At 69.8% G+C, this 16,788-nt stretch carries 2 protein-coding genes (1 of these 2 only partly in view); both read left to right on the forward strand.

Annotated features, from left to right (window positions below; translation table 11 throughout):
• Positions 1 to 13,104, forward strand: a complete 13,104-nt coding sequence (gene ofaB / locus AC1RGE_RS00665; RefSeq protein ID WP_492583004.1) for an orfamide A non-ribosomal peptide synthetase OfaB — start codon at positions 1 to 3, stop codon at positions 13,102 to 13,104.
• Positions 13,101 to 16,788: the 5' portion of an orfamide A non-ribosomal peptide synthetase OfaC gene (ofaC, locus tag AC1RGE_RS00670; RefSeq protein ID WP_492583006.1), read on the forward strand. It continues 11,018 nt past the right edge of the window; 3,688 of the gene's 14,706 nt are visible here — the first part of the coding sequence; it begins with the start codon at positions 13,101 to 13,103; the stop codon falls past the right edge of the window. The genes ofaB and ofaC overlap by 4 nt, the downstream gene beginning before the upstream one ends.

A 16,788-nucleotide genomic window follows, 5' to 3' on the forward strand; every position in this document is an offset into this window, starting at 1 on the left:
ATGCAGTTCAGCGAATTGATGGCAGTGCTTTCGACCCTGGCGATCCGTCTTCAACGGGAACAGGAGGACCTGCTCGTCCAGGGCGATGACGAGGCGCTGGACGACGGGCTCTGGGACAGCCTGGTGCAGCACAAGGCCCGGCTCCTGGAACTGCTCGACGGCCAGGGCGGCAGCTGGCTGAGCCCGGCCTTCAGGATCACCCCGGACATGCTGCCCCTGGTGCAGCTGGACCCGCCCGCCATCGAGCGTATCGTCGCCGCAGTGCCCGGTGGCGCCGCCAACGTGCAGGACATCTACCCCCTGGCGCCGCTGCAGGAGGGCATGCTCTATCACCATTTGTCCGCCGCCCAGGGCGACCCCTATGTGCTGCAGGCGCGCTTCGCCTTTGCCAGTGCCGAGCGACGGCAAGCCTTCGTCGAAGCCTTGCAATGGGTCATCGACCGCCACGACATCCTGCGTACCGCCATCGCCTGGGAAAGCCTGGATGAGCCGTTGCAGGTGGTCTGGCGCCAGGCGCCGCTGGTGATCGAGGCCGTGGCGCTGGACCCGGCCGACGGCGATGTGCTCGGCCAGTTGCAGGCCCGCTACGACTCCCGGCACTTTCGCCTGGACCTGCGTCAGGCGCCGCTGCTGCGCCTGGTGCACGCCGAGGACCCGGCCAACCAGCGCCAGGTGGCGCTGCTGCTGTTTCATCACCTGGCCCTGGACCACTCCGCGCTGGACCTGGTACGCCAGGAAATCCACGCCCGCCTGCAAGGGCACAGCGAGCGCCTGCCGGCCCCGGTACCGTTTCGCAACCATCTGGCCCAGGCCCTGGCAAGCCGCAGCGAGGCGGCCCACGAACGCTTCTTTCGCGAGATGCTCGGCGATATCGACGAGCCGACCCTGCCGTGCGGCCTGGGGGATGTGCAGGGCGCCGGGCGGGTGATCGAAGAGGCCCGGCTGACCCTGGACCGCGAGCTCAGCCAGCGCCTGCGGGCCCAGGCCCGGCAACTGGGGGTGAGCAGCGCCAGCCTGATGCACCTGGCCCTGGCCCGGGTGCTGGGCCAGCTGTCGGGGCGCGAAGCGGTGGTGTTCGGCACCGTGCTGCTGGGCCGCATGGAGGCCGGCGAAGGCGGCGAGCGGGCCCTGGGCATGTTCATCAACACCTTGCCGCTGCGGGTGGATGTCGGCGCCCAGGGCGTGCGCGCCGGGGTCCTGGCCACCCATCAGCGGCTCAGTGCCTTGCTCGCCCATGAGCATGCGTCCCTGGCCCTGGCCCAGCGCTGCAGCGGGGTCAGTGCGCCGACGCCGCTGTTCAGCGCCATGCTCAACTACCGCCACAGCCACGCCGCCGATGGCGCCCAGGTGCAGGAGGTGGCCCCGGGCATCCAGGTGCTGGGCGCCGAAGAACGCACCAACTACCCGCTGACCATCAACATCGATGACCTGGGAGAGGATTTTTGCATCACCGCCCTGGTGGATCGGCAACTGGGCGCAGAGCGCATCGCCGGCTACCTGCTGACCGCCCTGGAGAGCCTGGCCCTGGCCTTGCAGAGCACTCCGCAGGCACCGCTGTACAGCCTGGAGATGCTCCCGGCCAGCGAGCGCCGCTACCTGTTGCAGGGCCTGAACACGCCGCTGGGGCACTACCCGGACAGCCCGCTGATCCACCAGCAGGTGGAAGCCCAGGCCCGGGTCCAGCCCGAGGCCCCGGCGCTGCTGTTCGGCGAGCTGCGGCTGAGCTACGGCGAGCTCAACCGGCGCGCCAACCAGGTGGCCCACCGTTTGCTGGCGCTGGGCGTACGCCCGGACCAGCGGGTGGCGATCTGTGTCGAGCGCGGCGTGGAAATGATCGTCGGCCTGCTGGGCATCCTCAAGGCCGGCGGCGCCTACGTGCCCATCGACCCGGCCTACCCCCGCGAGCGCATCGCCTACACCCTGCAGGACAGCGACCCGGTGGCGCTGCTGGTGCAGGCCGGCACCCAGTCCCTGGTGGCCGACCTGCGGGTGCCGCTGATCGACCTCGACAGCCGCACCCTGGCCCATGAAGCCCAGGACGACCCCGAAGTGCCGGGGCTGACCCCGGCCCACCTGGCCTATGTGATCTACACCTCGGGCTCCACCGGCCTGCCCAAGGGGGTGATGGTGGAGCACCGCAACGTGGCCCGGCTGTTCAGCGCCACCCGCGACTGGTTCGACTTCAACTGGCGGGACGTGTGGGCGCTGTTCCATTCCTTCGCCTTCGATTTCTCGGTGTGGGAGATCTGGGGGGCGCTGGTGCATGGCGGCCAGTTGCTGGTGGTGCCCCAGGCCGTCAGCCGTTCGCCGGATGACTGCTACCGGCTGCTCTGCGAAGCCCGGGTGAGCATCCTCAACCAGACCCCCAGCGCCTTCCGTTCGCTGATCGCGGCCCAGGACCAGAGCCCCCTCAAGCACTCCCTGCGCCAGGTGATCTTCGGCGGCGAGGCCCTGGAACCGGGGATGCTCAAGCCCTGGTATGCCCACCTGGAAAACGTCGGCACCCAGCTGGTGAACATGTACGGCATCACCGAAACCACGGTGCACGTGACCTATCGCCCGTTGCAGGCGGCGGATGCCCAGCAGGTGGGCAGCAGCCCCATCGGCCGGCGCATTCCCGACCTGCAACTGTATGTGCTCGATGCCCACCGCGAGCCGCTGCCCAGCGGCGTGGTGGGTGAGTTGTATGTGGGCGGCGCCGGGGTTGCCCGGGGCTACCTCAACCGCGATCAGCTGACCGCCGAGCGCTTTATCGCCGACCCCTTCAGCCACGAGCCGGGGGCGCGGCTGTACAAGACCGGCGACCTGGCGCGCTGGCGCAGCGACGGCAGCCTGGAGTACCTGGGGCGCAACGATGACCAGGTGAAGATCCGCGGCTTTCGCATCGAGCTGGGGGAGATCGAGGCCCGCCTGGCGGCCTGCGACGGCGTGCGCGAAGCGGTAGTGATCGCCCGGGAAGACACCCCGGGGGACAAGCGCCTGGTGGCCTATGTGATCCCCCGGCCGGGGGCCGCTGCCAGCGCTGCGCAACTGCGCGAGCAACTGCAACAGAGCCTGGCCGAGCACATGCTGCCCAGCGCCTTTGTGACGTTGCAGGCCTGGCCCCTGACCCCCAATGGCAAGCTCGACCGCAAGGCCCTGCCGGCGCCGGACAGCCAGGCCCTGGCCCGGCGTGAATATGCAGCGCCCCAGGGCGAGGTGGAACAGGCCATCGCGACGATCTGGCAAGAGCTGCTGGGCTTGCCGCAGGTCGGGCGCCAGGACAACTTCTTCGAGCTGGGCGGGCACTCGCTGCTGGCGGTCAAGCTGATGGAGCGCATGCGCCAGGTGGACCTGTGCGCCGATGTGCGGGTGCTGTTCGGCCAGCCGACCCTGGCCGCGCTGGCGGCGACCGTGGGCGGGCAGCGCGAGGTGCAGGTGCCGGCCAACCGCATCGCCGCCGATTGCCGCCACATCACCCCGGACCTGCTGCCCCTGGCGGACCTCGATCAGGCCGCCATCGACCGGCTGCTGGCGCGGGTGCCCGGCGGCGCCGCCAACGTCCAGGACATCTATGCTCTGGCGCCCTTGCAGGCGGGGATCCTCTATCACCACCTGAGCAGCGCCGAGGGCGATCCCTATGTGCTCCAGGTGCAGTTCGAATTTGCCGGCGAAGACGCCCTGCAAACCTTCACCCTGGCCTTGCAGCAGGTCATCGCGCGCCACGACATCCTGCGCAGCAGCATGGCCTGGGAAGGCCTGGAACAGCCGGTGCAGGTGGTCTGGCGCCAGGCGCCCCTGGACATTCAGGTGGTCGAGACGGACCCGGCCCAGGGCCCGGTGCTGGAGCAGCTGCAGGCGCGTTTCGACCCCCGTCGCTACCGCCTGGACCTGAGCCGGGCGCCGCTGCTGCAACTGGCCTGCGCCGCGGACCCGGGGCAGCAGCGCTGGCTGGGCCTGCTGTTGTTCCACCACCTGGCCCTGGACCACAGCTCCCTGGAGGTGTTGGTGGAGGAGATCAGCGCGGTGCTGCAGGGCGCCGCCGCGCAGTTGCCGGCGCCGGCACCGTACCGCAACTATGTGGCCCAGGCGCGCCTGGGCCATGGCGAGGAGCAGCACCAGGCGTTCTTCCGCGAGATGCTGGCGGACATCGACGAGCCGACCCTAGCCTTCGGCCTGCAGGACGTGCAGCGCGACGGCAGCGGCATCCGGGAGCGTCAACTGCGCCTCGACCCGGCGCTGTGCCGGCGCCTGCGGGAACAGGCGCGGCACCTGGGAGTGAGCCTGGCCAGCCTGCTGCACCTGGCCTGGGGCCGGGTGCTGGGGCAACTGGCGGGCCGCGATGACGTGGTGTTCGGCACCGTGCTGCTGGGAAGGATGCAGGGCGGCGCCGGTGCCGACCGGGCCCTGGGCATGTTCATCAACACCTTGCCGTTGCGGGTCAGTGTAGGGGAGCAGGGTGTGGCCGAGGCCTTGCGCGCCACCCACGCCCGGCTGGCCCGATTGCTGGGCCACGAGCACGCCTCCCTGGCCCTGGCCCAGCGCTGCAGCGGCGTGCCGGCATCGCTGCCCCTGTTCAACAGCCTGCTCAACTACCGCCACAGCGCTGCCGACACCGCGCAGCAGGGGCCGGCGAGCTGGGAGGGGATCCGCGTGCTCGACTCCCGGGAGCGCAGCAATTATCCCCTGGCGCTGAATATCGACGATGACGCCCACGGCCTGCGCCTGACCGTGCAGGCCGTGGCGCAGGTGGACGGCGATCGGGTCTGTGGCTACCTGCAGTGCGTGCTGGAACACCTCGCCCAAGCCTTGGAGCAGACCCCGGCCCTGGCCCTGGAGGACATCCCGGTACTGCCGGCGGCCGAGCGCCGCCAGGTATTGCTGGAGTTCAATGCCAGCACCCGCGACTACCCGCGCCAGCACACCGTGCACCGGCTGTTCGAGGCCCAGGCCCAGGCCCACCCGCAGCGGGTGGCGGCGGTCGAAGGCCAGGCGCAGCTCAGCTACGGCGAGCTCAATACCCGGGCCAACCAGTTGGCCCGGCACCTGCTGGAGCTCGGGCTGCAGCCCGGCGACCGGGTGGCGATCCTGTTGCCCCGGTCCCTGGACCTGCTGGTGAGCCAACTGGCCGTCTGCAAATGCGCCGCGGCCTATGTGCCCCTGGATATCAACGCCCCGGCCCAGCGCCAGGCCTTCATGGTGGAAGACAGCGCCAGCGTGCTGCTGCTCAGCCGCAGCGACCAGGTGCTTGCGTGCCCGGCCAGAAGGGTCGACCTGGACCGCCTGCAACTGGCGCCATTGCCCGGGCACAACCCGGACCTGGCGCAGTCGTCCGAGACCGTGGCCTACATCATGTACACCTCCGGCTCCACCGGCGTGCCCAAGGGCGTGCAGGTGCCGCACCGGGCCATCAGCCGCCTGGTGCTCAACAACGGCTATGCCGACTTCAACCCCGAGGACCGGGTGGCGTTCGCCTCCAACCCGGCCTTCGACGCCAGCACCATGGATGTCTGGGGTGCCTTGCTCAATGGCGGCCGGGTGCTGGTGATCGATCACTACACCCTGCTGGAACCTGCGCGTTTCGGCCGGGCCCTGAGCACGGCCGGGGCCACGGTGCTGTTTGTTACCACGGCGCTGTTCAACCAGTACGTGCAACTGATTCCCGAGGCCCTCAAGGGCCTGCGGATTCTCCTTTGCGGCGGCGAGCGTGCCGACCCGGCGGCCTTTCGCCGCCTGCTGGCGCTGGCGCCGCGGCTGCGCCTGGTGCACTGCTACGGCCCCACCGAAACCACCACCTACGCCACCACCCATGAAGTCACTGCCCTGGCCGATGACGCCGAGCACGTGCCCATCGGCCGGCCGATCGGCAACACCCGGGTGTATGTCCTGGACGCCCAACAGCGGCCGCTGCCCATCGGTGCCCCGGGGGAGATCGTGATCGGCGGCGACGGCGTGGCCGTGGGTTATCTCAACCGCCCCGAACTCAATGCCGAGAAATTTATCCGCGACCCTTTCAGCGAACAGCCCGGGGCCTTGCTGTACCGCACCGGGGACATTGGCCGCTGGCTGGGCAACGGCCTGCTCGAATGCCTGGGGCGCAACGACGATCAGGTGAAGATCCGTGGCTTGCGCATCGAACTGGGGGAAATCGAGGCGCGCCTCACTGCCTGCGCCGGGGTCAAGGAGGCCGTGGTCCTGGCCCGGGAAGACGAGCCCGGGGACAAGCGCCTGGTGGCCTACTACACCCTGCAGGCGGACGCCGCGCCGCTGCCGGCCCAAGCCCTGCGCGCGGCCCTGCAGCAGCAACTGCCGGACTACATGGTGCCCCTGGCCTACGTGCAGTTGCAGGCCTTGCCCCTGACCAACAACGGCAAGCTGGACCGCAAGGCGCTGCCAGCGCCGGCCCCGTCGGCCCTGCTCAGCCGTGAATTCGTCGCCCCCCGGGGCGAGGTGGAAATCGCCCTGGCGCGGATCTGGAGCGAGCTGCTCAAGGTGGAGCAGGTGGGGCGCCACGACCACTTCTTCGAACTGGGCGGGCACTCGCTGCTGGCGGTGAGCCTGATCGAGCGCATGCGCCAGATCGGCCTGAGCGCCGATGTGCGGGTGCTGTTCAGCCAGCCGACCCTAGCCGCCCTGGCCGATGCCGTGGGCAGCGGCCGGGAAGTGCAGGTGCCGGCCAACCTCATCAGCGCTGATTGCCCGCGCATCACCCCGGACCTGCTGCCCCTGGTGGAACTGGACCAGGAGGCCATCGACCGGGTGCTGGCCAGCGTGCCGGGCGGCGTGGCCAATGTGCAGGACATCTACCCCCTGGCGCCGTTGCAGGAGGGCATTCTCTATCACCACCTGAGCGCCGGGCAGGGCGACCCCTACCTGCTGCAATCGCGCCTGGCCTTCGACAGCCTGGAGCGCCTGCAGCGTTTCGCCGGGGCCCTGCAGCAGGTCATCACGCGCCATGACATCCTGCGCACCGCGGTGCTCTGGGAAGGCCTGCCGCAACCGCTGCAAGTGGTCTGGCGCCATGCCGAGCTCCGGGTCGAGGAACAGCACCTGGACCCGGCCGAGGGTGACCTGCTGGCGCAGTTGCAGCAGCGCTTCGACGCCCGTCACTGGCGCCTGGACCTGGCCCAGGCGCCGCTGATCCGCCTGGTCTATGCGCGAGAGCCCGGGCAGCAGCGGGTGCCGGCGATCCTGCTGTTCCACCACCTGGCCCTGGATCACACCGCCATGGAGGTGATCGGCGAGGAAATGCGCGACCTGCTGTTCGACCGCGCGCAGCACCTGGGCACACCGGTGCCGTACCGCAACTATGTGGCCCAGGCACGCCTGGGTGCCGGGCAGGCGGAACACGAGGCGTTCTTTCGCGACATGCTCGGGGACATCGACGAGCCGACCCTGGCCTTCGGCGTAGAGGATGTACAGGGTGACGGCCTGGGTATCGAAGAGGCCGAGCTGGTGCTGCCCGAGGCCCTGAGCCGGCGCCTGCGGCAACAGGCGCGGCACCTGGGGGTGAGCGCCGCGGCCCTGATGCACCTGGCCTGGGGCCTGGTGCTGGGGCAGTTGGCCAACCGTCGTCAGGTGGTGTTCGGCACCGTGCTGATGGGCCGCATGCAGGGCGGCGCGGGCGCCGACCGCGCCCTGGGGGTGTTCATCAATACCCTGCCGCTGCGGGTCGATGTGCAGGGCAGCGTGCGTGCCGCGGTCAAGGCCACCCACGCCCGGCTCAGCGCCTTGCTCGGCCATGAGCACGCCTCCCTGGCCCTGGCCCAGCGCTGCAGCGCGGTGGCGGCCGGCGCGCCGCTGTTCAACACCTTGCTCAACTACCGCCACAGCGTGCCGAACACGGCGGCGCCGGACGGCCTGGATATCTGGCAGGGCGTCGAACTGCTGGGGGGCGAGGAGCGCAGCAACTACCCGCTGAGCCTCAGCGTCGATGACCTGGGCGAAGGCTTCAGCCTGGCGCTGCTGGCCCAGGCCGGAATCGGTGCGCAGCGTGTCGGCGCTTATATGCAAAGTGCCCTGGAGCAACTGGCCCAGGCCCTGGAACACAACCCGCAGGCGGCCCTCGAACAGTGCTCGGTGCTGCCGCCACAAGAGCGCGAGCAACTGCTGGAGGGCTGCAATGCCAGCACCGCCGACTACCCCCGCGGGCAGACCCTGCACGGGCTGTTCGAGGCGCGAGCGGCACAGGCTCCCGACGCCGTGGCGCTGGTGCAGGGGCCGTTGCGCCTGAGCTACCGCCAGCTCAACCAGCAGGCCAATCAGCTGGCCCGGCAACTGCTGGAGTTGGGCGTGCACCCAGACGATCGCGTGGCCCTGTGCCTGCAACGCGGGCCGCACTTGCTGCGGGGCATGCTGGCGGTCCTCAAGGCCGGGGCGGCCTATGTGCCCATCGACCCGAGCCTGCCGGCCGAACGCATCGCCTACCTGCTGCAGGACAGCGCGCCGCTGGCGGTGCTGGTGCAAAGCGCCACCCGCGAGCTGCCGGGCAGCCTTGCGGTGGTGTCGATCGATCTCGATGGGGTTGCCTGGCAGGAGGCCGAGCAGGGCAACCCGCTGCTGCCGCACCTGACCCCGGCGCACCTGGCCTATGTGATCTACACCTCCGGTTCCACTGGCCTGCCCAAGGGCGTGATGGTGGAGCACCAGAGCCTGGAAAACCTGGTGCACTGGCACTGCGCGAGTTTCGACCTGGGCCCGGGGCGGCACAGCTCCAGCGTCGCCGGCCTGGGCTTCGACGCCATGGCCTGGGAGGTCTGGCCAACCCTGTGCAGCGGCGCGACCCTGCACCTGCCGCCCGCCGAAGTGGGCAGCCAGGATATCGAAGCGCTGCTGCACTGGTGGCGCGCCCAGCCCCTGGATGTCAGCTTCCTGCCGACCCCGGTGGCCGAATACGCCTTCAGCCAGGGGCTCGGCCACCCCACACTGGACACCTTGCTGATCGGTGGCGACCGCCTGCGCCAGTTCGCCGCCGACCCGGGTTTTGCAGTGATCAACAACTACGGCCCCACCGAAGCCACGGTGGTGGCCAGCTCCGGGCGGATCGAGGCCGGTAGCGCCCTGCATATCGGCCGGCCCGTGGCCAATGCGCGGCTCTACCTGCTGGACGAACTGCAGCGCCCGGTGCCCCAGGGGGTCAGTGGCGAGCTGTATGTGGCCGGGGCCGGGGTGGCCCGGGGTTACCTCAACCGCCCGCAAATGACCGCTGAACGCTTTCTCAACGACCCCTTCAGCGCCGAGCCCGAGGCACGCATGTACCGCACCGGTGACCTGGCCCGCTGGCGCGCCGACGGCAACCTCGACTACCTGGGGCGCAACGACGACCAGGTGAAGGTACGCGGCATGCGCATCGAACCTGGGGAAATCGAGGCGGCGCTGCTCACCCATCCGGCCCTCAAGGAAGCCCTGGTGCTGGTCCGCGAGGGGCGCCTGCTGGCCTATTTCACTTCCCGTACCGAGGGCGTGCAAGCCGCCGCCGAAGACCTGCGCGACCACCTGCAAGGCCGGCTGCCGGACTACATGCTGCCGGTGGCCTATGTGCGCCTGCCGGCCATGCCCCTGACCGCCAACGGCAAGCTCGACCGCAAGGCCCTGCCACCGCCGGGGGAAGAGGCCTGGCTGAACCGGGAATTCGTGGCCCCCGAAGGCGAGGTGGAACAGGCCCTGGCACGGATCTGGAGCGAGGTGCTGCAGGTGGAGGCGGTGGGGCGCCATGATCACTTCTTCGAACTGGGCGGGCATTCGCTGCTGGCGGTGAGCCTGATCGAACGCATGCGCCAGATCGGCCTGGACGCCGACGTGCGGGTGCTGTTCGGCCAGCCGACCCTGGCTGCGCTGGCGGCTGCGGTGGGCAGTGGCCGCGAGGTCGCGGTCCCGGCCAACCGGATCACCGCGGATTGCCCGCGCATCACCCCGGACCTGCTGCCGCTGGTGGAACTGGAGCAGGAAGCCATCGACCGAGTGGTGGCCAGCGTGCCCGGCGGCGTGGCCAACGTGCAGGACATCTACCCCCTGGCGCCGTTGCAGGAGGGCATCCTCTATCACCACCTGAGTGCCCGGCAGGGCGACCCCTACCTGCTGCAATCGCAGCTGGCCTTCGCCAGCCGGCAACGCCTGGATGATTTCGCCGCAGCCCTGCAGCGGGTGGTCGAGCGCCACGACATCCTGCGCACCGCGGTGCTCTGGGAAGGCCTGAAGCAGCCGCTGCAAGTGGTCTGGCGCCAGGCAGGTGTGCAGGTGCAAGAGGTGCAAGCGAACCCCGCCCAGGGCGAGGTCCTGGAGCAACTGCAGGCGCGCTTCGATGCCCGGCACCTGCGCCTGGACCTGACCCGGGCGCCGCTGATGCGCCTGGTGTATGCCCAGGACCCGGCCCGCCAGCGCATCGTCGCCATCCTGCTGTTCCATCACATGGCCCTGGACCACACCGCCCTGGAGGTGGTGCGCGAGGAAATCCAGGCCTGCCTGCTGGGGCAGTCGCCCGCGGGCACGGCGATTCCCTATCGCAACTACGTGGCCCAGGCGCGCCTGGGTGTGAGCCGTGAAGAGCACGAGGCATTCTTTCGCGAGATGCTCGGCGATATCGATGAGCCGACCCTGCCGTTCGGCCTGCAGGACGTGCAGGGCGATGGCGATGCCATCGAAGAGCGCCAGCAGGCCCTGGAGCCGTCACTGAGTGCGCGCCTGCGGACCCAGGCCCGGTTGCTGGGAGTGAGTGCGGCGAGCCTGTTCCACCTGGCCTGGGCCCGGGTCCTGAGCGTCACCTCGGGCCAGGACCGGGTGGTGTTCGGCACCGTGCTGCTGGGGCGCCTGAGCGCCGGGCAGGGCGCCGACCGGGCCCTGGGCATGTTCATCAACACCTTGCCGCTGCGGGTCGACCTGGATGCGCGTGGCAGCCGTGCCGCGGTCAAGGACACCCACGCCCGGCTCAGTGCCTTGCTGGGTCATGAACACGCCTCCCTGGCCCTGGCCCAGCGTTGCAGCGGGGTGGCCGCGCCGCTGCCGCTGTTCAGTGCCATGCTCAACTACCGCCACGGCAGCGACGGGGTGCCGAGCCAGGCCGTGCAACAGGCCTGGCAGGGCATCGAGACCCTGCACAGCGAGGAGCGCACCAACTACCCCCTGAGCCTCAACGTCGACGACCTGGGCCAGGGGTTCCGTCTCACCGCCATGACCCTGGCGCGGATCGGTGCCGAGCGTATCTGCGGCTACATGCAGCAGGCCCTGCTGGCCCTGGTGGAGAACCTGGAGACGGCGCCGCAGCGGCCCCTGCGCGAGGTGCCGATCCTGCCGCCGCAGGAGCGTCAGCACCTGCTGCAAGGGTTCAACGCCACGGCCGTGGATTACCCCCTGGAGCAGACCCTGCACGGGCTGTTCGAGGCCCAGGTACGGCGCAGCCCCGAGGCCACTGCGGTACAGGCCGGCGAGCAGCAGCTGAGCTACGGCGAACTCAACCGGCGCGCCAACCAGCTGGCCGGGCACCTGCTGCAACTGGGCGTCGGCCCCGACAGCCGGGTGGCGATCTGTGTCGAGCGCGGGCTGGAAATGGTGGTCGGCCTGCTGGCGATCCTCAAGGCCGGCGGCGCCTATGTGCCCATCGACCCGGGCTACCCCGCCGAACGCATCGCCTACATGCTCGACGACAGCGCGCCCCTGGCGGTGCTGGCCCAGGGCGCGACCCGGGCATTGCTCGGCGAACTGGCGCGGCCCCTGGTGGACCTCGACCAGCTGGCCTGGAGCGGGCCGGCGCCGGGCAACCCGCAAGTAGAGGGGCTGACCCCGGGGCACCTGGCCTATGTGATCTACACCTCCGGTTCCACCGGCCAGCCCAAGGGCGCGATGAACGAGCACCGGGCCGTGGTCAACCGCCTGTTGTGGATGCAGGCGCAGTACCGCCTTGGCACCGAGGACGCGGTGTTGCAGAAGACCCCGTTCAGTTTCGACGTCTCGGTCTGGGAGTTCTTCTGGCCGCTGTTCACCGGCGCGCGCCTGGTGATGGCGCGCCCCGACGGGCACAAGGACCCGGCCTACCTGCGCCAGGTTATCCGCGAGCAGGGCATCAGCACCTTGCACTTCGTGCCCTCGATGCTCGATGTGTTCCTGGCCCAGGGCGAGGGCGCCGAGGACCTGGGCCTGCGCCAGGTGATGTGCAGCGGCGAGGCATTGCCGGGCAGCCTGGTGCGGCGCTTCAAGCAGCAACTGCCACAGGTGGCATTGCACAACCTCTACGGCCCCACGGAGGCCGCGGTGGACGTCACTGCCTGGGATTGCAGAGGCCCGCTGGCCGATACCCCGGACCACACGCCCATCGGCAAGCCCATCGCCAATACCTGCATCTACCTGCTGGACGCGCAGATGCAGCCGGTGCCCCTGGGGGTGGTGGGCGAGCTGTACATCGGCGGGGTGCAGGTGGCCCGGGGTTACCTGAACCGCGAGCAGTTGAGCGCCGAACGTTTCCTCAAGGACCCGTTCAGCCAGGAACCGGGGGCGCGCCTGTACCGCACCGGCGACCTCGGGCGCTATCAGGCCGACGGCACTATCGAGTACCTGGGGCGCAACGACGACCAGGTGAAGATCCGCGGCCTGCGCATCGAACTGGGGGAGATCCAGGCGCGCCTGACCCAGCTGGAGGAGGTCAAGGAGGCGGTGGTACTGGCCCGCGAGGATGTGCCCGGCGACCAGCGCCTGGTGGCCTACTACACCACCCACGACAGCGCCCGGCGCCTGCCCGTCGAGCACCTGCGCACGCAACTGCTGCAGCACCTGCCGGAGTTCATGGTGCCGGCGCTGTTCGTGCACCTGGCGGCGCTGCCCCTGAGCGCCAACGGCAAGCTGGCGCGCAAGGAACTGCCGGCCCCGGGGCTGGAGGCGGCCCAGGTGCGCGAGTATGAGGCCCCGGTGGGCGACACCGAAATCGCCCTGGCGCGGCTGTGGGCCGAACTGCTCAATGTCGAGCGGGTGGGGCGTCACGATCATTTCTTTGAACTGGGTGGGCACTCACTGCTGGCGGTCAGCCTGATCAGCCGCATGCGTGAGCTAGGCATGGAAGCCGATGTCCGGGCGTTGTTCGAACAGCCGACCCTGGCGGCCTACGCGGCCATGACCGAACGAATGGAGATCGTCCTGTGAGCGTGATCGAACTGTTGGCGACACTGAAGGAAAAGGATGTGCAACTGGTGCTCAAGGACGACCAGTTGGTGGTCCAGGGCAACAAGCAGGCCCTGAGCGAACCGCAGCTGCTGGCCCGCTTGCGCGAGCACAAGCCGGAGCTGATCGAGCTGATCCGCGCCGGCCAGTATTCGCCGAGCAAGGCCGGGCAGGTGCAGGTGCCGGCCAATGGCATCACCCCGGGCATCAGCCGCATCACCCCGGCGATGCTGCCCCTGGCCAACCTCGACCAGGAGGCCATCGAGCGCATTGTCGCCAGCGTCCCGGGCGGGGTCGCCAACGTGCAGGACATCTACCCCCTGGCGCCCCTGCAGGAGGGCATTCTCTACCACCACGTCAGTGCGCAGCAGGGCGACCCCTATGTGATGCAGGCGCAGTTCGCCTTCGCCAGCGAGGAACGCCTGGAAGCCTTTGCCGAGGCCCTGCGCGGGGTCATTGCGCGGCACGACATCCTGCGCACCGCGGTGCTCTGGGATGGTCTGGAGCAGCCGATGCAGGTGGTCTGGCGCGAGGCCTGGCTGGAGCTGCAAGAGGTCGAGACCGACCCTGCGGCCGGTGAGGTTCTGGCCCAGTTGCATGCGCGTTTCGACGCCCGCCACTATCGCCTGGACGTCAGCCAGGCGCCGCTGCTGCGCCTGGTGCATGCCCGGGATGAAGCCGGGCAGCGCATCGTCGCCATGCTGCTGTTCCACCACATGGCCCTGGACCACAGCGCCCTGGATGTGGTGCGCCACGAGATGCAGGCCTTCCTCACCGGGCAGGCCGAGCGCCTGGGGCCGGCCATGCCGTTTCGCAACTACGTGGCCCAGGCGCGGCTGGGCATCAGCGAACAGGAGCACGAAGCGTTCTTCCGCCAGATGCTCGGCGATATCGACGAGCCGACCCTGCCTTACGGCCTGCAGGATGTGCAGGGCGATGGCCGGGCCATCGAGGAATGCACCCAGGCCCTGCCAACCGAGTTGAGCCAGCGCCTGCGGACCCGGGCCCGGCTGGCCGGGGTCAGCGCGGCCAGCCTGTTCCACCTGGCCTGGGGCCGGGTGCTGGGCACCCTGGCGGGCAAGCACAAGGTGGTGTTCGGCACTGTGCTGATGGGCCGCCTGCAAGGCGCCGAAGCCACCGAGCGGGCCCTGGGGATCTTCATCAACACCTTGCCGTTTCGCCTGGATGTGGACAGCCAGGGCCTGGGCGAGGCCCTCAAGGCCACCCACGCCCGGCTCACCACCTTGCTGCGCCACGAACACGCGGCCCTGGCCCTGGCCCAGCGTTGCAGCGGCGTGAGCGCACCGACCCCGCTGTTCAGCGCCTTGCTCAACTACCGGCACAGTGCTGCCGGGGCCAGTGCCGCGGCCCAGGCCGCCTGGGCCGGGATCAGCACCCTGAGCTCCGAGGAGCGCACCAACTACCCCCTGACCCTGAGCGTCGACGACCTCGGGCAGGATTTCAGCCTGACCCTGCTGGCCAGCACCCAGGTCGACCCGCGGCGCATCCTCGGCTACCTGCTGTGCACCCTGGAGAACCTGGCCCAGGCCCTGGAGCAGACGCCGCAACTGGCCCTGGAGCAGTTGCCGATCCTGCCGGTGGCGGAACGCGAGCAGGTGCTGGAAGGCTTCAACCGCAGCGCGGTGGACTACCCCCCGGGGCAGGCTATCCATGGCCGCATCGAGGCCCAGGCGCAGCGCACCCCAGACGCCCTGGCGGCCTGCTACCAGGGCCGCTCGCTGAGCTATGCCGAGCTCAACCAACAGGCCAATGTCCTGGCCCGGCAACTGCGCGGGCTGGGGGTGCAGCCCGATGACCGGGTGGCCATCGTTGCCCGGCGCAGCCTGGAAACGGTGGTGGGCCTATTGGCGATTCTCAAGGCCGGGGCCTGCTATGTGCCCATCGACCCGGCCCACCCGGCCGAGCGTCTGAACTACCTGCTCCAGGACTGCGGCCCGCGGGCGGTGCTGACCCAGGCCGAGCTGCTGGGACGCCTGCCGGCCCTGGCGGTGCCGGTGATCGAACTCAACCAGCGGTTGTGGCTCGATCAGACGGCGGACAATACCCAGGTACCGGGGCTGAGCGCGGCCAACCTGGCCTATGTGATCTACACCTCCGGCTCCACCGGCCTGCCCAAGGGGGTGATGGTGGAGCACCGGACCCTGGGCAACCTGGTGGACTGGCACTGCCAGGCCTTCGACCTGCGTCCCGGCAGCCAGGCCTCGTGCCTGGCCGGCTTCGGTTTCGATGCCATGGCCTGGGAGGTCTGGCCGGCGCTGTGTGTGGGCGCGACCCTGCACCTGGCACCGGCCCAGGACGGCAGCGAGGACCTGGATGCGTTGCTCGCCTGGTGGCGTGCCCAGCCCCTGGACGTGAGCTTCCTGCCGACCCCGGTGGCCGAGTACGCCTTCAGCCAGGAGCAGGGCCACCCGAGCCTGCGCACCCTGCTGATCGGCGGCGACCGCCTGCGCCAGTTCAGCCACGACCAGGGCTTTGCCCTGATCAACAACTACGGCCCCACCGAAGCCACGGTGGTGGCCAGTTCCGGGCCGATCCACGCCGGTGGCGAGCTGGACATCGGCCGGCCGGTGGCCAACGCGCGCATTTACCTGCTGGATTCCCAGCAGCGCCCGGTGCCCATCGGCGTCGCCGGTGAGCTGTATGTGGGCGGCGCCGGGGTGGCCCGGGGGTACCTCAACCGCCCGCAATTGACCGCCGAACGCTTTCTCGACGATCCCTTCAGCGACCAGCCTGAGGCGCGCATGTACCGCAGCGGCGACCTGGCGCGCTGGCTGGCGGACGGACGCATCGACTACCTGGGGCGCAACGACGATCAGGTGAAGATCCGCGGCGTGCGCATCGAGCTGGGGGAAATCGAGACCCGCCTCTGCCAGTTCCCCGGTATCCAGGAAGCCGTGCTGCTGGCCCGCGAGGATCAGCCGGGCAACCCGCGGCTGGTGGCCTATTTCACCCAGCAGCAGGACGTCGCCCTGGACGTGGCGCAGTTGCGCGCCCACCTGCTGGCGCAGTTGCCTGACTACATGGTGCCGGTGGCTTATGTACGGCTCGACGCCTTGCCCCTGACCGCCAACGGCAAGCTCGACCGCAAGGCCCTGCCGGCGCCGGATCAGGCGGCGCTGTTTGGCCGTGAATACCAGGCCCCGCAAGGCGCCACCGAAACCACCCTGGCCGCGATCTGGCAGGAGGTGCTGCACCTGCCGCGGGTCGGGCGCCAGGATCACTTTTTCGAGCTGGGCGGCCATTCGCTGCTGGCCATGCGCATGGTGTCCCAGGTACGCCAGCGCCTGGGGGTGGAACTGGCCCTGGGCGAGCTGTTCGCCAATGCCGAGCTGAGCGCGGTGGCCGCGGTGCTGGAGCGTGCCGGGCGCAGCCATCTGCCGGAGATCTTCCCGGCGGTGCAGGATCACGACCTGCCGCTGTCCTTCGCCCAGCAGCGCCTGTGGTTCCTGGCGCAGATGGACGGTGCCGCCAGCGCCTACAACATTCCCATCGGCCTGGGCCTGCGCGGGCAGCTCGATCGCTCGGCGCTGCGCCAGGCGCTGCAGGCCATCGTCAGCCGCCACGCCACCTTGCGCAGCCGTTTCGTGCGCGTAGAGGACCAGCCCCAGGTGCTGATCGGGCCCCTGGACAGCGCTCTGGACCTGC

It is taken from the genome of Pseudomonas sp. GW823-FHT02C05, assembly GCF_058797595.1.

Bases quoted from the DNA above. Each gene is read 5' to 3' on its own strand.
- ofaB (WP_492583004.1), top strand. From the start codon at position 1: ATGCAGTTCAGCGAATTGATGGCAGTGCTTTCGACCCTGGCGATCCGT.